Origin of the sequence: Leclercia sp. 29361, from assembly GCF_011290365.1 — a bacterium.
GTDB classification, from domain to species: Bacteria; Pseudomonadota; Gammaproteobacteria; order Enterobacterales; family Enterobacteriaceae; genus Enterobacter; species Enterobacter tamurae.
Map to the genome: position 1 here is coordinate 1,664,468 of NZ_CP049786.1, position 18,025 is coordinate 1,682,492.

Genomic DNA, 18,025 nt, shown 5'->3' on the forward strand with positions numbered 1-18,025 from the left:
TGGCGGCTGCGTTAACTTTAAACTTCTTTACATAAGGCAAGGCTGGTGCCGGTCTGTCTTCCTATAATGAATTGAAGCCCCGGTGATGAGGGCGCGACGTAAAGCAAACAGGGGGCAAGGGATGTTGCTGAATAAAATGTACGGTCGTCAGCTGTCAGCACTCAGTTTGTGCCTGACGGTAGTAGTGGCTCCACTGTTTTCTGCCCGGGCCGATGAGCCCGAACTGGTTCCGGTCGATAGCTCCGCCACGATGGGCGCGCAGCCTACGTCGCTGTCACAACCGCTGGAGCAATCGCCAGCCACCGCCATGATGGCCGGTATCCGTCCGCTGCCTGCCGATGTCAGTGCGGAACAACGTCGCGAGCAGCTGCTCTCGGCTCTGCCTGCGGGTTACTCCCCGGTCTATCTTAATCAGCTTACGCTGCTGTATGCCGCACGTGACATGAAACCCATGTGGGACGATCGCGATGGTGTGCGGGCGTTCCAGCAACAGCTTGCCGAAGTCGCTATCGCCGGTTTCCAGCCGCAATTTACCGCCTGGGTGGAACTGCTGACCCAGCCTGAGATAACCGGAATGGCGCGGGATGTGATCCTGTCGGATGCGATGATGGGCTATCTGCAGTTTGTGGCAGGGATCCCGGTCAACGGTAACCGCTGGCTCTATAGCACCAAACCTTACAAGATGGCGACACCGCCGCTGTCGGTGATTAACCAGTGGCAGCTGGCGCTGGATAACGGGACGGTGCCGCATTTCATTGCCGGACTTGCGCCGACGCATCCGCAGTATTCGGTGATGCATCAGTCGCTGCTGGAGCTGGTGGCCGATACGCAACCCTGGCCGCAGCTGCAGAGCACCACCAAACTGAGCCCGGGGCAGTGGAGCAGCGATGTTCCGGCCCTGCGTGAAATTTTGAAACGCTCCGGCGTGATCGACGGCGGGCCAAAAATTGCCCTGCCGGGTGACGATCCGCAAAGCGTGGTTGTCAGTCCGTCAGCCCCACCGGTTGAGAAGAAAAAGAAGCCAGCCTCCAGCAAGCCGGCCTCCTATGACCGCAGCCTTGTTGAAGCGGTCAAAGCCTTCCAGACCACCCAGGGTCTGGGCGCCGACGGCGTGATTGGCCAGGGAACGCGTGACGCGCTGAATCTCACACCAGCCCAGCGTGCCGGCGTGCTGGCGCTGAATATTCAGCGTCTGCGCCTGCTGCCGGCCACACTCTCCACCGGAATTATGGTGAATATTCCGGCTTTCTCGCTGGTTTATTATCAGAACGGTAATGAGGTACTGGCATCGCGAGTCATTGTTGGCCGTCCGGATCGTAAAACGCCGATGATGAGCAGCGCCCTGAATAACGTGGTGGTCAACCCGCCGTGGAATGTGCCACCGACGCTGGCACGCAATGATATTCTGCCGAAACTCTGGAATGACCCGGGATACCTCGAACGCCACAACTATACCGTTCTGCGGGGCTGGAACAGTAAAGAGGCTATCGATCCGTGGCGGGTAGACTGGGCGACCATCACGCCTTCTAATCTGCCGTTCCGCTTCCAGCAGGCTCCTGGAGCGCATAACTCGCTTGGGCGCTATAAGTTCAATATGCCAAGCTCGGACGCTATCTATCTGCACGATACGCCTAACCACAACCTGTTCCAGAAAGACGCTCGGGCGCTCAGCTCCGGCTGCGTGCGTGTAAACAAGGCGTCAGAACTGGCTAACATGCTGTTACAGGATGCAGGCTGGAACGACACACGAATCTCCGACGCGCTGAAGCAGGGCGACACGCGTTATGTGAATATCCGCCAAAATATTCCGGTTAATCTGTACTATCTGACCGCGTTTGTCGGCAAGGATGGTCGCACCCAGTATCGTACAGATATTTACAATTATGATGAGATTGCCCGATCGAACACTCAGATTCTGCCCAAGGCAGAGCAATTGATCAGGTAAATGAAGAAGTTCGGAAAATTCTGGTAGCCTGAGTCAGGAAAAGATACGGGGTTTGCGGCTGCAAGCCCCGTATTTCCTGGTTTTGCTGCCTTGACGCTGACAGGTTTGCCCGGTAATGTGCCCTTCGTGCGCTGTATTGCATTTATACGATAACACTGACCTGTAGACCTGATTACCATGGATAAATTCGACGCTAATCGCCGTAAGTTGCTGGCGTTAGGGGGCATTGCGCTGGGCGCTGCCATCTTACCGACGCCATCATTTGCTACGCTCTCTACCCCTCGACCACGCATTTTGACGCTTAATAACCTGCATACAGGTGAGTCAATAAAAGCCGAGTTTTTTGATGGCCGGGGCTATATTCAGGATGAATTAGCAAAGCTTAATCATTTTTTCCGGGATTTCCGCGCAAATAAGATTAAAGCCATCGATCCGGGATTATTCGATCAGCTTTTCCGCCTGCAGGGCCTGCTGGGCACCCGCAAACCGGTCCAGCTCATCTCTGGTTACCGCTCCCTTGATACCAATAACGAACTACGCGCCCGCAGCCGTGGGGTCGCTAAAAAAAGTTATCATACCAAAGGGCAGGCGATGGATTTTCATATTGAAGGCGTTTCGTTAGCCAATGTTCGCAAAGCTGCGTTATCTATGCGCGCAGGTGGTGTAGGATATTACCCACGTAGCAACTTTGTGCATATTGATACCGGGCCACTGCGGCACTGGTAATAACGAAATCAGGAGCAGTATGAACTATCGTATTATTCCGGTCACCGCGTTCTCCCAGAACTGTTCGATTATCTGGTGCGAACAAACCAAACTGGCCGCCCTGGTCGATCCCGGTGGTGATGCAGAGAAGATCAAACAGGAAGTCGCTGCCGCTGGCGTGACCTTAATGCAGATTTTACTCACCCACGGTCATCTCGATCACGTGGGCGCTGCGGCCGAGCTGGCGCAACACTACGGTGTGCCGATTGTGGGTCCGGAAAAAGAAGATGAGTTCTGGCTGCAGGGCTTGCCGTCACAGAGCCGGATGTTCGGTCTGGATGAGTGTCTGCCGTTGACGCCAGATCGCTGGCTGAACGAAGGTGAGAGCGTCAGCGTCGGCAATGTGACTTTACAGGTGTTGCATTGCCCGGGCCATACGCCAGGCCACATTGTCTTCTTTGATGATCAGTCGCGTCTGCTGATTTCCGGCGACGTGATCTTTAAAGGCGGAGTAGGGCGCAGTGATTTCCCACGTGGCGATCACGGTCAGCTGATTCGCTCAATTAAAGAGAAGTTATTGCCGCTGGGGGATGATGTGACCTTTATCTCCGGCCACGGCCCGATGTCGACGCTGGGCTACGAACGGCTGCACAACCCGTTCCTGCAGGATGAAATGCCTGTCTGGTAATGACGAATTAAAAAAGCCTGCTTTAAGCAGGCTTTTTTTTGCCCGGCGACCGGGCTTTTGTAGGCCGGGCAAACGCAGTGCCGCCCGGCTTAACGTTTTACAGCACAGCCACAATCGCTTCGCACAGCGGAGCCATGTTATCCGGCGTCATACCCGCCACGTTGACACGACCTGAAGCCACTGCGTACACGCCAAATTCTTCACGCAGACGCAGGACCTGCTCTTTGGTCAGGCCGCTGAAGGAGAACATGCCATTCTGCTTAATGATGAAGCTGAAGTCGCGATCCGCGCCTTTTTCCGCCAGGGTGTTCACGAACAGCAGACGCATGCGCTGAATACGCTGACGCATGTCGTTCAGTTCCTGTTCCCAGATAGCGCGCAGGGCGTCATTGCTGAGAATAGTCGCAACGACTGACGCACCGTGAGCCGGTGGGTTGGAGTAGTTAGCACGAATAACGGATTTCATCTGGCTGAACGCACGATCGACGGTCTGCTCATCGGCAGCCACCAGCGTACAGGCACCTACGCGCTCATTGTACAGACCGAAGTTCTTGGAATAGGAGCTGGCAACAATCAGCTCTTTATGCAGCGCAGCGAACGCACGCAGGCCTTCAGCATCTTCTTCCAGACCACGGGCAAAGCCCTGATAAGCGAAGTCGAACAGCGGCAGCCAGCCTTTTTCAACCGACAGTTTCGCCAGCTGTTCCCACTGCTCCAGCGTTGGATCGATGCCGGTTGGGTTATGGCAGCAGCCGTGGAACAGCACCACATCACCCGCCTGCGCTTCGCTCAGGCTGGCCAGCAGACCGTCAAAGTCGAGAGTGTGGTTGGCCGCGTCATAGTAAGCATATTCACGCACTTCCAGGCCCGCAGAGTTGAAGACGCTCTTATGGTTCGGCCAGCTCGGGTTGCTCACCCAGACGGTTTTTACGCTGGTATTTTTGGCGAGGAAATCCGCTGCCACGCGCAGGGCGCCAGTACCGCCAGGGGTCTGTGCGGTGCGGGCGCGCTTATCACTGATAATCGCGTTGCCTTTGCCGAACAGCAGCTCCTGAGTGCAACGACCAAATTCCGGAATACCGTCGATGCCGAGGTAGTTTTTGGTATTTTCGTTCTCCAGCAGATACTGCTCAGCTTTTTTAACGCTGGTCAGTACCGGGGTCTTGCCGGTCTCATCTTTATAGACACCAATACCCAGGTTGATTTTTCCAGGGCGGTCATCGGCACGAAACAGATCGGCCAGGCCCAGAATCGGGTCGGCAGGGGCGGCGGTAATGTTCTCAAACATGACGAAGTTCCATTGTGGTTACGGAAGTGAAATCCGCTATCAGGTTAACGATAGTTCTACAAAATGCCAACCGTTTGCTACAAAAAGCGTGCGGCTTTTCAAAAGTCGCCATTTTTAGCTTTCGGGCATAAAAAAACAGGGCCGAAGCCCTGTTTTTTAGACATATAACAAAGTGGTGTACTGATTAGAACTGGTAAACGATACCCACGCCCGCCTGGTCGTCGGTAGACAGGCCAGTTGCTTCGGTGTAGTTGTTGTCATCCAGCAGGTTGAAGCGGTACGCAGCGTACACGTTCATGTTCTTGTTGAAGTAGTACCAGGTACCCACTTCTACGTATTTCACCAGGTCAGCATCGCCACCGGAGAAACCGTTACGCGCGGTCAGATCTTTACCTTTGGACTGAACGTAGCCCACGGACGGACGCAGACCGAAGTCGAACTGGTACTGAACCACAGCTTCAACGTTCTGGGTTTTGTTAGCGAACTGGTCGTCGCTTTCACGAGTCATGTTCTGAGATTCGCCGTACATTACCGCTGCGTACAGGTTGTTTGCGTCATATTTAACGGAGGTTGCCCAGCCTTCAGCACGTTCGCCTTTACCGTCAACACTCTGCGCAGTAGAGCGGTCAGAGTTGGAGTAGGCTGCGGTTACGTTGAAGCCTTCAGCGAAGTCATAACCCAGAGAGTAGCTGCCGCCGTCGCCGTTCTGACGTGAGGTGGTGTGGCCAGATTCGTTTTTGCCCTGGTACTGCAGACCCAGTGACAGGCCGTCAACCAGACCGAAGAAGTCAGAGTTACGGTAGGTAGCCAGACCGGTGCTACGTGCAGTCATGAAGTTGTCAGTAGCAGCCAGGGAGTCGCCGCCCCAGATGACGAACATATCGGTAGAAGCCAGCGCATCGTAGAACACGCCGTAGTTACGACCGTAATCGAATGAACCGTAATCACCGGTTTTCAGGCCTGCGAATGCCAAACGGGTTTTAGTACCCTGAGCACCTTCCTGAGAAGAGGCGTCCATGTTGTATTCCCACTGACCGTAACCGGCCAGCTGGTCATTAATCTGAGTTTCGCCTTTAAAGCCGATACGCGCATAGGTGGTATCACCGTTGTTGGTGTCACCGTTGGTGGTCCAGATATGCTCACCAACTGCTTTGCCGTAGAAGTCCAGCTTGTTAGCGTTTTTGTTATAGATTTCTGCTGCGTTAGCTGCACCGGCTGCCAGCAGGGCAGGGATAACCACTGCCAGGATATTGCGCTTCATCATTATTTATTACCCTCATTGGTTTTTTTATGACACTCGCCACTGCCGTCAATAAATTCTGTCAATAAATATTTCCGGAACTATTGATGAGAGTTTGGTGTCTTTATGTGTCTGACAGGCATCTTTCCATTCAAATAAACGTTTCGCTAGCCTGAAAGTGCTACAAACCTAAAGAATCAGTTACAATAAGAAAATATGTGTAACAAAACGTGTATTTTAAGGAACTTTGTGAGGCATCTCAAAGTTCAGAGTTGAGTGGCGAAAAATAAAGCTTCACTAATTCTATCTATATGAATTGCTTATCTTAATTTTAGATAATGACTTTTTTTATGATCCGAAGCATTAGCAAACTATTTTTCTTATCCCTAATGATGGACGTCTGGATAGCCGACTTTTTGCACGAAAAGTGTGCTAATGCTTGAGATAAGTATTAGGCGCAATAAGACTACGGTTTATTTTGTGTGCAAAGATGTTTCATGGAAATAAAGCGTAACAGTGCAGAGGATCCGGCGGGGTTGCTCTTTAAGGAGAATGACTTTCAACTGACAAAAGTTGACAGTGCAGAATAAAATAATGGCCAGCAGAGGCTGGCCATTGAGTGTTATTGAATCAGAATGTGGCGCTGCGCGGAGTACGCGGGAATGGAATCACATCACGGACGTTCTGAACACCGGTCACGTAAGCGATCAGGCGCTCGAAGCCGAGACCGAAACCGGAGTGCGGCACGGTGCCGTAACGGCGTAAATCGCGGTACCACCAGTAGTCCTCTTTGTTGAGGCCCATCTCAGCCATACGCGCATCCAGCACATCCAGACGCTCTTCACGCTGTGAACCACCGATGATTTCACCGATGCCTGGGGCAAGAACGTCCATCGCGGCGACGGTTTTACCGTCTTCGTTAAGGCGCATATAGAACGCCTTGATGTCTTTCGGATAGTTTTTCACGACCACCGGCGCTTTGAAGTGTTTCTCGGCGAGGTAGCGTTCGTGTTCGGAGGAGAGATCAACACCCCAGTACACCGGGTTTTCAAACTTCTGACCGCAGTTTTCGAGGATGGTCACCGCATCAGTGTAATCCACCTGTGCGAAGTCAGCAGAGACGAAACGCTCCAGACGGGAGATCGCATCGCTGTCCACGCGCTCGGCGAAGAACTTCATGTCATCTGCACGCTCGGTGAGCACCGCGTTAAAGACGTACTTCAGCATTGCTTCCGCCAGGCCAGCCACGTCGTCGAGGTTGGCGAAGGCCACTTCCGGCTCCAGCATCCAGAACTCCGCCAGGTGGCGGCTGGTGTTGGAGTTTTCAGCACGGAAGGTTGGGCCGAAGGTGTAGATTTTAGACAGTGCACAGGCGTAGGTTTCGCCGTTCAGCTGGCCAGATACGGTCAGGAAGGACTCTTTGCCAAAGAAATCTTTGTCGTAGTCCACTTTGCCTTCCGGCGTGCGCGGCAGGTTTTCCATGTCCAGGGTGGAGACGCGGAACATCTCGCCAGCGCCTTCGGTGTCGGAGGCGGTGATCAGCGGGGTGGAGACCCAGAAGTAGCCCTGCTCGTCAAAGAAACGGTGCAGCGCCTGCGCCAGAGTGTGACGAACACGGGCCACGGCACCAATCATGTTGGTACGCGGGCGCAGGTGAGCCACTTCGCGAAGATATTCGATGCTGTGGCGTTTTGCCGCCATCGGGTAGGTATCCGGATCTTCAACCCAGCCGGTCACTTCAATCGAGGTGGCCTGCAGTTCATAGCTCTGACCCTGACCCTGAGAGGCCACGATTTTACCGGTGACCACTACGGAACAACCGGTGGTCAGACGCAGCACTTCCTGATTGTAATTGGGCAGAGAATTATTAATAACGGCCTGTACAGGATCAAAGCAGGAACCGTCATAAACGGCGAGGAAAGAAAAGCCAGCTTTTGAATCTCGGCGGGTACGCACCCATCCGCGCACGGTGACTTCGCTGTCAACGGCTACGCGGCCCTGGAGTACGTCGGCTACAGGCACAACGCTCATAATAATCTCTCTATGTAGTCCAATAATAAAATCTGTATCCCCTTCAATGGGGGGATATCTATGTTACCTGTCATCTTCCATCAGACAAGTAGAATTCGCATATGAAAGCGCGGATTTCGGAAATAATAATAGTGCAGACACTTTCCTTACCCTCTGTCATTGCCTTTCGTGTGGACTACTCAATCATCACTGTCATCTCCTGCTTAGCATTTTGCATCGAGACAATGGTGCGGAAGGATTTAATATTTCCCGAAGCGAAGAACAGTTCGCGGGTCAGCGCCTCGTATTCCGCCATATCGCGCACGTTAATCATCAGCAGAAAATCGAAATCTCCGGTGACGTAATAGACCTGCTGCACTTGCGGACAATTCACGAACCGCTGCTTATCTTCCTCCAGCAGGTCCAGACGTTCGTTCTCAATAGTGACCTGAACCATGATGGTGATCGGGCGACCCACCTTACTGGCGTCCACCACGCTGACGCTGCCCTTGATAATACCCGCCTCCTCCAGCGCAGCGATCCGGCGATTAACCGCCGAGGCAGACAGGCTGACGCGATCGGCAATTTCCCGCTGTGAGAGGCGGTTCGTCTGCTGCAAAAGTGTGAGGATTTTTTTATCCCACGTATCCAGTTTCATTATGTCGACAGCCTTAAAACAGTGTGTTCCGTCTCACTAATGCAATTTTGTTGCGTTAATGAGGTAAATGAGGATGAGCGTTGCGTATTGGTGGTCAATATTGCGCCATTTACGCATTGGGCGAAGTGTACCATCACAAGCATCAGGAAAACGTTAGAACGCTTCACATAGTCAGTCCACGCGATTCACACGATAAAGGTGCACATATGACGGACAGGATGAATTATCAATTTAACACCCGGCGCAAAGGATATGGTCAGGGGATGAGCCTCAGCCTGCTCAGTGAACAGGTCGGCGGCGAGGTGCTGGCTTTTCATCAAAAATTCCCGGAATACCGGGTGACGCCGCTGCGCAGACTCAACCACTTAAGCCAGCGTCTCGGGCTGGGGTCGCTGCATATCAAAGATGAAGCCCAGCGATTCGGCCTCAATGCTTTTAAAGGGCTCGGAGGCTCCTATGCCATGGGGAAATATCTCGCCAGCCTGCTCGAACGCGACATTAATAGCCTCAGTTTTAACGACCTTAATTCAGCGGAAATTAAAGCGCGCATAAAAGATATTGTTTTTGTCACCGCCACCGATGGCAATCACGGACGCGGCGTTGCCTGGGCGGCAGATCAGCTCGGACTGCGGGCAGTGGTCTATATGCCGAAAGGCTCCTCGTCGGTGCGGGCGCAGAATATTCGCCAGCACGGTGCCGAGTGCACCATCACCGATCTTAACTACGACGATACCGTTCGGTTGGCTGACAAAATGGCCCGCGAGCAGGGCTGGGTGTTGCTGCAGGATACGGCCTGGCAGGGCTATGAGCAGATCCCCACCTGGATTATGCAGGGCTATATGACCCTTGCCGTCGAGGCCTGGGAACAGCTGCGGCAAAGCGGCGCGCCATTACCGACCCATCTCTTTTTACAGGCCGGAGTGGGGTCATTCGCGGGCAGCATCATGGGCTATTTTGTCGAGAAGATGCAGCACCAGGCACCGACGATCGTCATTGTGGAACCGCATAAAGCCAACTGTCTGTATCGCTCGGCGGTCATCAATGACGGGCAACCGCATAGCGTGGGGGGCGATATGGCTACCCTGATGGCCGGGCTGGCCTGTGGCGAACCGAATATTACCAGCTGGCCGATGCTGCGCGACCACGCCACCTGCTTTATCTCTGCCGATGACCATCTTGCCGCCAACGGTATGCGTCTTCTTGCCGCGCCGCGCCCCGGTACCGATGAGCCTTTTATTTCCGGTGAGTCTGGCGCTATCGGCGCCGGGGTGCTTCATGCCCTGATGACGCAACCGGAATACCGCGAACTCGCTGAATCACTGCGCCTCAACGCCGGTGCCCACGTCATGTTAATCAGCACAGAAGGAGACACCTCCCCGGATATCTATGAAGAGATAGTCTGGTTTGGCCGTAACGGTTAATCGCCCACAGTAATCACAAGGGGGCCATCTTACCTACCCTACAGGCCCTCGGTATGGCACGCGTTCTGAAAATAAAACATACGCGGCATCGCGTAATGCACAGAGAGAACATGACCGATGAATAGTGAAAATGCTGTTACAGAAAGAGGGTGTTGCAATCCCGCAAAATGGCATAGCGAAGATACCGTCTGGGTACTTGGCCTCTTCGGGACGGCAATTGGCGCAGGAGTGCTGTTTCTGCCGATAAACGCCGGGATTGGCGGCTTCTGGCCTCTGCTGATTGTTTTCCTCCTCGCGTTTCCCATTACGTATCTGGCACACCGCGGGCTGGCGCGATTTATTTACTCGTCAAATACTCCGGAAAGCACCATTACCGATGCGATAGGGGAGCATTTCGGCGCGCTGGCGGGAAAGGTCTTTACCATCATCTATTTCTTCGCCGTTTACACCATTCTGATTATGTATGCGGTGGCGATAACCAATACCGCCCAGAGTTTTATCACTCACCAGTTGGGGATAGGGGAACCGCCGCGGGCGCTAGTGGCCATCGTGCTGATCCTTGGACTGATGTTTATCGTCCGACTCGGGCAGCGGTTGATCATGCGGGTGATGAGCGCATTGGTTTACCCCTTCATTCTCTCGCTTATTTTTATGGCGCTGTTTCTGATCCCACACTGGAACGGAGCGATCCTGCATACCCTGAATCTCAGTACGGTGGGTGACGGACACGGCATGTTAGTGACGCTGTGGATGACGTTTCCGGTGCTGGTGATGTCCTTTAACCACTACCCGATTATCTCCCCGATGGTGGTGCGCCAGAAGCAGCGCTACGGGCTGGCGCTGGCCGAGCGTAAATGCGGCCAAATCCAGCGCTACGGCATCCTGTTGATGACCCTGGTGGTGCTGTTTTTCGTGCTCAGCTGCGTGTTGAGCCTGTCGCCACAGCAGCTGGCGGAGGCGAAGGTACAGAATCTCTCCATCCTCTCGTACCTCGCTAACCAGTTTGATACTCCGGTTATCGCCTGGCTATCACCGATGATCGCCTTTGTCGCCATAACCAAATCCTTCCTGGGCCACTATATCGGTGCCTATGAATCGCTGCGCGATCTGATCGTTGAAGCCGCAGCCGCGCGGGGGAAAAAACCGGCCATCCGCTCGGTTGATGCGGCGATCCTGATTTTTATGGTTCTGACCTGCTGGTTCGCCGCCTACAAAAATCCCAGCATCCTCGGGATCATTGAGTACATCAGCGGCCCCACCGGGGCGGTGATCCTCCTGCTGTTACCCATGTACGCCATCCATAAATTACCCGCGCTGGCGCCGTACCGCGGCAAAGCCAGCAACGTTTTTGTCACCCTGATTGGGTTGATTACCGTATCCGCCATTTTTTACGGCATGTTCCAGTAACCACGATCAATAGCGAGACTTTTATGCGTCACTATCTACAGATTAACGGCCAGCGGCTTATCGATTCTCTCTTCGCTCTCGGCGAATGCGGCGCGCTGGAGGGCGGGGGCGTCTGTCGCCTGGCGGCCACCGCCGAGGATAAAGCAGGCCGGGATTTCGTTGTCGCCAGAATGAAGGCCCTGGGGCTGGATATCAGTATTGATGCGATTGGCAACGTCACCGGCGTCTATGCCGGCGAAGAGGCGCTGCCCATGGTGATGATGGGATCGCATATCGATACCGTCGGCACCGGTGGCCTGTATGACGGCAACTACGGCGTCATGGCCGGGCTTGAGGTGATTGCCACGCTACAGGAGGCGGGGATCCGCCCCCGGCGTCCACTGGCGGTCACCTTCTTTACCAATGAAGAGGGGGTCCGCTTCCAGCCCGATATGATGGGCAGCGTGGTGTTTGCCGGGGAGTATCCTCTGGAGACGGCGCTGGCGGCGAAAGATCGCGATGGTATTACCCTTGACGAGGCGCTGCAGGCGATTGGCTATAAAGGCGAACGCAGGCCTGGCGATATGTCGGTGGACAGCTACGTTGAACTGCATATTGAGCAGGGGCCGATCCTCGATAAAGAGGGAACCGATATCGGGGTAGTCACCGGCGTCCAGGGGATCTCATGGCAAGAGCTGACCCTGACCGGCGTCTCCAACCACGCCGGAACCACGCCGATGTCGATGCGTCACGACGCCGGTCTGGCGGCAGCCAGAATCGCCGTTTTTGCCCGTGAACTGGCAATGACTCTCGGCGGCGATCAGGTCGCCACGGTAGGGCACATCAGCGTCAAACCCAATCTGATTAACGTCATTCCCAACCAGGTGGTGATGTCGGTGGATCTGCGCAATACCAATAACGCGATCCTGAAACTGGCGGAACAGCGGCTGGCGGATTTTATCGCCACCACGGCACAGGACGAAGGAGTGGAAATTACCAGCCGGTCGCTGGTGCGCTTCGATCCGGTCATTTTTGCCGATGACATCGTCAACGCCGTGGAAGACGAGGCGCAGCGTCAGGGCCTGAGCTTCCGGAGGCTGCCGAGCGGCGCGGGCCACGATGCGCAGTTTATGGCCTCACTATGCCCGTCCGGGATGATCTTCGTCCCCTGCGTCGACGGCATCAGCCATAACATCAACGAACACAGCGACCCCAAAGACCTGATTGCCGGTGCCAACGTGCTGCTGCAGGTAGTTTTACAGCGCGCTCAGCGCCCGGCTTAACCTTAACTGGAGAGTATGATGAATCAGGAACAGCTTAAGCAGCAGCTTATCGCATGGCGTCACCATCTTCATGCCAACCCGGAAAGCGCCTTTGAAGAGGTCAAAACCGCGCAGTTTATTGCTGAAAAACTCGAGAGTATGGGGATGGAGGTGCATCGTGGCATTGGCAAAACCGGGTTGGTGGGGATGCTGAAATGCGGGGAGGGTAAGGGTGTTATCGCGATCCGCGCCGATATCGACGCCATTCAACTGACGGAAAAGGGCGAGATGCCTTATCGCTCGGACATCCCTGAACGCATGCACGGCTGCGGTCATGACGGCCATACCTGCATTGCGCTGGGGGCGGCGCAGTTGTTATTACAGCGCCAGAACTTTAATGGCACCGTCTGCTTTGTTTTCCAGCCAGCCGAGGAGCCGGGTTACGGTGCGAAGGCGATGATGGCGGATGGGGTCATTGAGCGTTTTGGCATTGAAGAGATCTATGGCCTGCACAATATGCCGGGGATGAAGGCCGGGACGATCGCCACCCGGGTTGGCGGCATTATGGCCAGCGAAGATAACTTTATTATCCGTATTACCGGCCAGGGGGCGCATGCCGCAAGACCACATATGGCCAAAGATCCGCTGGTGATTGCCGCAGAGATTATTCTGGCGCTACAAACCATCGTCTCGCGTAACCTCGATCCGAACGTACCGGCGGTGATCTCCTGCACGGAGTTGCACACCGATGGCATCCGCAATGCTATTCCAACCCATGTCGAAATCAAAGGCGATACCCGCAGCGACTCCCCGGCGGTGCAGGCCCTACTCGAGGAGCGGATGCGCACTCTCAGCCAAGCGATTTGCGCAATGCACGGGGCGCAGTGCGAGTTCAGCTACACCCATGAGTTCGCGCCGACCGTAAACTGGCAGCAGTGCGTGGATGTGGCCGTGAACGCGGCGGTAAATGTGGTGGGCGCAGAGCGGGTGGAGGGCAACGTTGCGCCGATGATGATCTCGGAAGATTTCGGTGCTTTCCTGCAGCAGGTACCCGGCTGCTTTGTTTTTTTAGGTAATGGCGATGCATCGGACCCGCAGGGCAATACGCCGCTGCACAATGCCTGCTATGACTTTAACGATGAAATTTTACTGACCGGGGCGGAGTATTTCGCGGAGATCGTCAGAACCCGTCTGCCACTGTAGCGCGAGGGAAAGAAAAAGGGCCTCTGCATCGCTGCAGGGGCCCTTTGTTTTGGAAATCAGCTGGCGATTTTAACCTGCGGCAGGTCGAACGCTTTACGCAGGGCACGGACAAAGGCTTTGTCATGGCAAATGGTTTTGCCCGGGCTGTCGGAGAGTTTCGCCACCGGCTTGCCGTTACATTCCACCAGTTTAATGACGATATTCAGCGGTTTTACCTGGGGAATATCGCAGGTTAAACGGGTACCAATGCCAAAGCCCAGATTGATGCGCGAGGAGAAGTGCCGGTACAGGCCTACCGCTTTTGGCATGTCGAGATTATCGGAGAAGACCAGCACTTTACTCATTGGGTCGATGCCCAGCTTTTGATAATGGGCGATCGCTTTCTCACCCCACTCCAGCGGATCGCCGGAGTCATGGCGCAACCCCTGATAGGCCGTGGCAAACTCCGGGCCGAAATCGCGCAGGAAGGCGTCCATGGTAATACAGTCGGTTAAGGCGATCCCAAGCTGGTCTGGATACTCGTCAAGCCAGGCCGCCAGCGCCGCACGCTGGCTTGTCGCCAGTTCCGGGCTGATCTGCTGGTGCGCCTGGAACCACTCATGGGCCTGGGTACCCATCGGGGTGAGGTTCAGACGGCGGGCCAGATCGTAATTGCTGGTGCCAACAAACCACGGCTCCTGCTGCAGTCGCTCAACGATGGCCTGCTGCACCTCGCGGGAGAAACGGCGGCGGGTACCAAAATCCATCAGGCGGAAACGCGACATATCCAGCGATTCGGTAAGCCCGGCAAAATCAACCAGCTTGTTTTCCAGGGTGGCCAATGCCTGCTCAACGCTGGCCTCCGGGGAACGGAAGCGGTGCACCAGCTCGCTGATCACCGCCAGCAGCGGTACTTCCCACATGATCACTTCCCGCCACGGACCTTCAAGGCGAATATGCAGCTTGCCGTTATCATTGCTGATCTGCACCTGGGTCGGATCGTAGCGGAAATTCCGCAGCCACTGGAGGTAGTCTTCTTTAAAGAAGGGCAGGCCGGAGAGCCACTGGAATTCATCATCCTGCAGATGAAGATGCTGCATAGCGTCGACTTGCTCACGAATGGCATCGGCGTAGATCCCAAGCAAATCATCACCACGGCAGCGAAACTCGGCCGCGACCTGTACGTCGTGGTAGTGGTGAAATACGGCTTGCTGCATATGCAGTTTATACGCGTCGGTATCCAGCAGCGTATGCAGAACAGGTGAAGCGAATCGAGTCATAGGCGCGCAATAGCATCCTCTCACGGGAGCGTTTAGTACAATAAACAACTATTGAAACCGCTGGAGTATACCCTGTTTAGCGATTTATTGAACCCCGATCACACCATAAGCCTGAACCAGGGTCGAGTGCATTTCGTGCCGCATGTTATATAAATGTAGCAAATAGAGTGTTTGTGACTGAAAAGATGAACATTCTGCATAGCGCGTTTTACACAACAGGAATAGACTGGTTCGTTATTCGACAAACGATGCAAAAGGTTTTCTATGACACAACAGCCTCAAGCCAAATACCGCCACGACTACCGTGCGCCCGATTACCTGATTAGCGATATCGACCTGACTTTTGACCTGGATGCCACCAAAACCGTTGTCACGGCGGTCAGCCAGGTAACACGCCATAACACCACGGCGGTGCCGCTGCGTCTTGACGGCGAAGATCTGACCCTGGTGTCGGTGCACGTTAACGACACCGCATGGACTGACTATAAAGAAGAAAACAACCAGCTGGTGCTCGACAACCTGCCGGAGCGTTTTACCTTACGCATCGTCAACGAAATCAGCCCGGCGTCCAACACCGCGCTGGAGGGGTTATACCAGTCGGGTGTCGCGCTCTGTACCCAGTGTGAAGCGGAAGGTTTCCGTCACATTACCTGGTACCTGGATCGCCCGGATGTACTGGCCCGCTTCACCACCAAAATCATTGCCGATAAAGCCACCTATCCGTTCCTGCTCTCCAACGGCAACCGCGTCGGTGAAGGCGATCTGGAAAACGGTCGTCACTGGGTGCAGTGGCAGGATCCGTTCCCGAAACCCTGTTACCTGTTTGCGCTGGTGGCGGGTGATTTTGACGTCCTGCGTGACACTTTCACTACCCGTTCCGGCCGTGAAGTGGCGCTGGAGCTGTTTGTCGATCGCGGCAACCTCGATCGCGCGCCGTGGGCGATGACCTCGCTCATCAACTCCATGAAGTGGGACGAAGAGCGTTTCGGCCTTGAGTATGACCTCGACATCTATATGATCGTCGCTGTCGACTTCTTTAATATGGGCGCGATGGAGAACAAAGGCCTCAACGTCTTTAACTCCAAATATGTGCTGGCGCGTACCGACACCGCTACCGATAAAGACTACCTCGATATCGAGCGCGTTATCGGCCACGAATATTTCCATAACTGGACCGGTAACCGTGTGACCTGCCGCGACTGGTTCCAGCTGAGCCTGAAAGAGGGCTTAACCGTCTTCCGCGATCAGGAGTTCAGCTCTGACCTCGGCTCGCGCGCGGTTAACCGCATCAACAATGTGCGCACCATGCGCGGCCTGCAGTTTGCCGAAGACGCCAGCCCGATGGCGCACCCGATCCGTCCGGATAAAGTGATCGAGATGAACAACTTCTACACCCTGACGGTGTATGAGAAGGGTTCTGAAATCATCCGCATGATCCACACTCTGCTGGGTGAAGTGAATTTCCAGAAAGGGATGCAGCTCTATTTCGAGCGTCACGATGGCAGCGCGGCCACCTGCGACGATTTCGTGCAGGCGATGGAAGATGCCTCTAACGTCGATCTGTCCCACTTCCGCCGCTGGTACAGCCAGGCCGGTACGCCGATTGTGACCGTCAAAGACGACTACAACCCGGAAACCGAGCAGTACACCCTGACCATCAGCCAGCGCACGCCGCCGACGGCCGAGCAGGAAGAGAAGCACCCGCTGCATATCCCGTTCGCCATTGAGCTGTACGATAACGAAGGCAAAGTGATCCCGCTGCAGAAGGGCGGTCATCCGGTGCATAACGTGCTGAACGTGACTCAGGCCGAGCAGACCTTCGTCTTTGACAACGTCTGGTTCCAGCCGGTGCCTGCGCTGCTGTGCGAATTCTCCGCGCCAGTTAAGCTGGAGTACAAGTGGAGCGATCAGCAGCTGACCTTCCTGATGCGTCACGCGCGTAACGACTTCTCCCGCTGGGATGCCGCGCAGAGCCTGCTGGCAACCTATATCAAGCTCAACGTAAATCGTCATCAGCAGGGCCAGCCGCTCTCTCTGCCGGTCCACGTGGCCGACGCCTTCCGTGCGATCCTGCTGGATGAAACGATCGACCCGGCGCTGGCGGCTGAAATTCTGACCCTGCCGTCCGCGACTGAAATCGCCGAGCTGTTTGAGATTATCGACCCGATTGCGATCGTGGCCGTACGTGAAGCCCTGACCCGTACCCTGGCGACCGAGCTGGCAGATGAGTTCCTCGCTATCTACAACCACCACAAGCTGGATGCTTACCGGGTTGAGCATGCCGATATCGGCAAGCGCGCGCTGCGTAACACCTGCCTGCGCTATCTGGCGTTTGGCGAAACCGCGCTCGCCAACGAGCTGGTCAGCCAGCAGTATCACACTGCCGACAACATGACCGACGCGCTGGCCGCGCTGGCTGCAAGCGTAGCCGCAGAGCTGCCGTGCCGTGATGCCCTGATGCAGGAGTATGACGACAAGTGGCATCAGGACGGTCTGGTGATGGACAAGTGGTTCATTCTGCAGTCCACCAGCCCGGCCGCCGACGTGGTGAACAAGGTGCGCAGCCTGCTTGAGCACCGCTCATTCACCCTGAGCAACCCGAACCGCGTCCGCTCCCTGATCGGTGCCTTCGCCAGCAGCAACCCGGCCGCCTTCCATGCGGAAGATGGCAGCGGCTACCAGTTTATGGTGGAGATGCTGACCGAGCTTAACAGCCGTAACCCGCAGGTGGCGTCACGTCTGATTGAGCCGCTGATCCGTCTGAAACGCTACGATGCCACGCGTCAGGCGAAGATGCGTGCGGCGCTGGAGCAGTTGAAAGGGCTGGAGAATCTGTCCGGGGATCTGTACGAGAAGATCAGTAAGGCTTTAGCCTAAAAGAAATGCCCGGTGGCAAGGTAAAGGCAAAACGGCAACCAGAGGTTGCCGTTTTTATTGTTTGTACCCTCTCCCCGTGGGAG

13 protein-coding genes are annotated in these 18,025 nt (G+C 55.1%); 8 read left to right on the top strand and 5 right to left on the bottom strand.

Translation table 11 applies throughout. From position 1 onward, the window contains the following. Window positions 1–121: 121 nt before the first annotated feature. The 3 genes from ldtD to G7090_RS07815 all read left to right on the top strand — a co-directional run bounded on the left by ldtD (window position 122) and on the right by G7090_RS07815 (window position 3,338). Window positions 122–1,945, top strand: a complete 1,824-nt coding sequence (gene ldtD, locus G7090_RS07805; RefSeq protein ID WP_166182031.1) for a L,D-transpeptidase — start codon at window positions 122–124, stop codon at window positions 1,943–1,945. Between the two features lie 177 nt (window positions 1,946–2,122). Then, on the top strand, window positions 2,123–2,671 hold the full coding sequence (locus G7090_RS07810; RefSeq protein WP_106992599.1) for a YcbK family protein: 549 nt from the start codon (window positions 2,123–2,125) through the stop codon (window positions 2,669–2,671). 19 nt (window positions 2,672–2,690) lie between these two features. After that, complete coding sequence (locus G7090_RS07815; protein ID WP_106992600.1) at window positions 2,691–3,338, top strand: MBL fold metallo-hydrolase; 648 nt, start codon at window positions 2,691–2,693, stop codon at window positions 3,336–3,338. Between the two features lie 97 nt (window positions 3,339–3,435). Here G7090_RS07815 and aspC read toward each other — a convergent pair whose 3' ends face one another. From aspC to G7090_RS07835, 4 genes are all read right to left on the bottom strand, one after another. Continuing rightward, a complete protein-coding gene (gene aspC / locus G7090_RS07820) occupies window positions 3,436–4,626 on the bottom strand; it encodes an aspartate transaminase (RefSeq protein WP_106992601.1) in 1,191 nt (396 codons plus the stop codon). A gap of 184 nt (window positions 4,627–4,810) precedes the next feature. Then, window positions 4,811–5,890, bottom strand: coding sequence for a porin (locus G7090_RS07825; RefSeq protein WP_106992602.1), 1,080 nt, complete (start codon window positions 5,888–5,890; stop codon window positions 4,811–4,813). Window positions 5,891–6,496: 606 nt separating this feature from the next. Next, window positions 6,497–7,897: an asparagine--tRNA ligase gene (asnS, locus tag G7090_RS07830; RefSeq protein ID WP_106992603.1), complete on the bottom strand. Its 1,401-nt coding sequence runs from the start codon at window positions 7,895–7,897 to the stop codon at window positions 6,497–6,499. A 175-nt stretch (window positions 7,898–8,072) separates the two neighbouring features. After that, entirely contained in the window at window positions 8,073–8,534 is a 462-nt protein-coding gene (locus G7090_RS07835) for an Lrp/AsnC family transcriptional regulator (RefSeq protein ID WP_166182032.1), read from the bottom strand. Window positions 8,535–8,752: 218 nt separating this feature from the next. Between G7090_RS07835 and dpaL the strand changes: the two genes are divergently transcribed. The 4 genes from dpaL to G7090_RS07855 all read left to right on the top strand — a co-directional run bounded on the left by dpaL (window position 8,753) and on the right by G7090_RS07855 (window position 13,806). Beyond that, window positions 8,753–9,955 carry a diaminopropionate ammonia-lyase gene (dpaL, locus tag G7090_RS07840; RefSeq protein ID WP_256367594.1) on the top strand — a complete coding sequence of 401 codons (1,203 nt, stop codon included), beginning with the start codon at window positions 8,753–8,755 and terminating at the stop codon, window positions 9,953–9,955. Window positions 9,956–10,072: 117 nt separating this feature from the next. Continuing rightward, window positions 10,073–11,362: an aromatic amino acid transport family protein gene (locus G7090_RS07845; protein WP_166182034.1), complete on the top strand. Its 1,290-nt coding sequence runs from the start codon at window positions 10,073–10,075 to the stop codon at window positions 11,360–11,362. Between the two features lie 23 nt (window positions 11,363–11,385). After that, window positions 11,386–12,624 (top strand): Zn-dependent hydrolase, encoded by a 1,239-nt coding sequence (locus tag G7090_RS07850; RefSeq protein WP_166182035.1) that lies wholly within the window; start codon window positions 11,386–11,388, stop codon window positions 12,622–12,624. Between the two features lie 18 nt (window positions 12,625–12,642). Further along, window positions 12,643–13,806, top strand: a complete 1,164-nt coding sequence (locus G7090_RS07855) for a M20 aminoacylase family protein (RefSeq protein WP_166185150.1) — start codon at window positions 12,643–12,645, stop codon at window positions 13,804–13,806. A 56-nt stretch (window positions 13,807–13,862) separates the two neighbouring features. Here the strand turns inward: G7090_RS07855 and pncB are convergent, their stop codons facing one another. Next, window positions 13,863–15,065, bottom strand: coding sequence for a nicotinate phosphoribosyltransferase (gene pncB / locus G7090_RS07860; protein WP_166182036.1), 1,203 nt, complete (start codon window positions 15,063–15,065; stop codon window positions 13,863–13,865). 264 nt (window positions 15,066–15,329) lie between these two features. On the opposite strand from pncB, the gene pepN reads away from it, so the two are divergent. Beyond that, window positions 15,330–17,942: an aminopeptidase N gene (pepN, locus tag G7090_RS07865; RefSeq protein WP_166182037.1), complete on the top strand. Its 2,613-nt coding sequence runs from the start codon at window positions 15,330–15,332 to the stop codon at window positions 17,940–17,942. The last annotated feature ends 83 nt before the right edge of the window (window positions 17,943–18,025 follow it).

What these genes read in the sequence shown, in the direction of transcription:
- ldtD (WP_166182031.1), top strand. Translation starts at nt 122, where the DNA reads ATGTTGCTGAATAAAATGTACGGTCGTCAGCTGTCAGCACTCAGTTTG.
- G7090_RS07810 (WP_106992599.1), top strand. Translation starts at nt 2,123, where the DNA reads ATGGATAAATTCGACGCTAATCGCCGTAAGTTGCTGGCGTTAGGGGGC.
- G7090_RS07815 (WP_106992600.1), top strand. Translation starts at nt 2,691, where the DNA reads ATGAACTATCGTATTATTCCGGTCACCGCGTTCTCCCAGAACTGTTCG.
- aspC (WP_106992601.1), bottom strand. Translation starts at nt 4,626, where the DNA reads ATGTTTGAGAACATTACCGCCGCCCCTGCCGACCCGATTCTGGGCCTG.
- G7090_RS07825 (WP_106992602.1), bottom strand. Translation starts at nt 5,890, where the DNA reads ATGATGAAGCGCAATATCCTGGCAGTGGTTATCCCTGCCCTGCTGGCA.
- asnS (WP_106992603.1), bottom strand. Translation starts at nt 7,897, where the DNA reads ATGAGCGTTGTGCCTGTAGCCGACGTACTCCAGGGCCGCGTAGCCGTT.
- G7090_RS07835 (WP_166182032.1), bottom strand. Translation starts at nt 8,534, where the DNA reads ATGAAACTGGATACGTGGGATAAAAAAATCCTCACACTTTTGCAGCAG.
- dpaL (WP_256367594.1), top strand. Translation starts at nt 8,753, where the DNA reads ATGAATTATCAATTTAACACCCGGCGCAAAGGATATGGTCAGGGGATG.
- G7090_RS07845 (WP_166182034.1), top strand. Translation starts at nt 10,073, where the DNA reads ATGAATAGTGAAAATGCTGTTACAGAAAGAGGGTGTTGCAATCCCGCA.
- G7090_RS07850 (WP_166182035.1), top strand. Translation starts at nt 11,386, where the DNA reads ATGCGTCACTATCTACAGATTAACGGCCAGCGGCTTATCGATTCTCTC.
- G7090_RS07855 (WP_166185150.1), top strand. Translation starts at nt 12,643, where the DNA reads ATGAATCAGGAACAGCTTAAGCAGCAGCTTATCGCATGGCGTCACCAT.
- pncB (WP_166182036.1), bottom strand. Translation starts at nt 15,065, where the DNA reads ATGACTCGATTCGCTTCACCTGTTCTGCATACGCTGCTGGATACCGAC.
- pepN (WP_166182037.1), top strand. Translation starts at nt 15,330, where the DNA reads ATGACACAACAGCCTCAAGCCAAATACCGCCACGACTACCGTGCGCCC.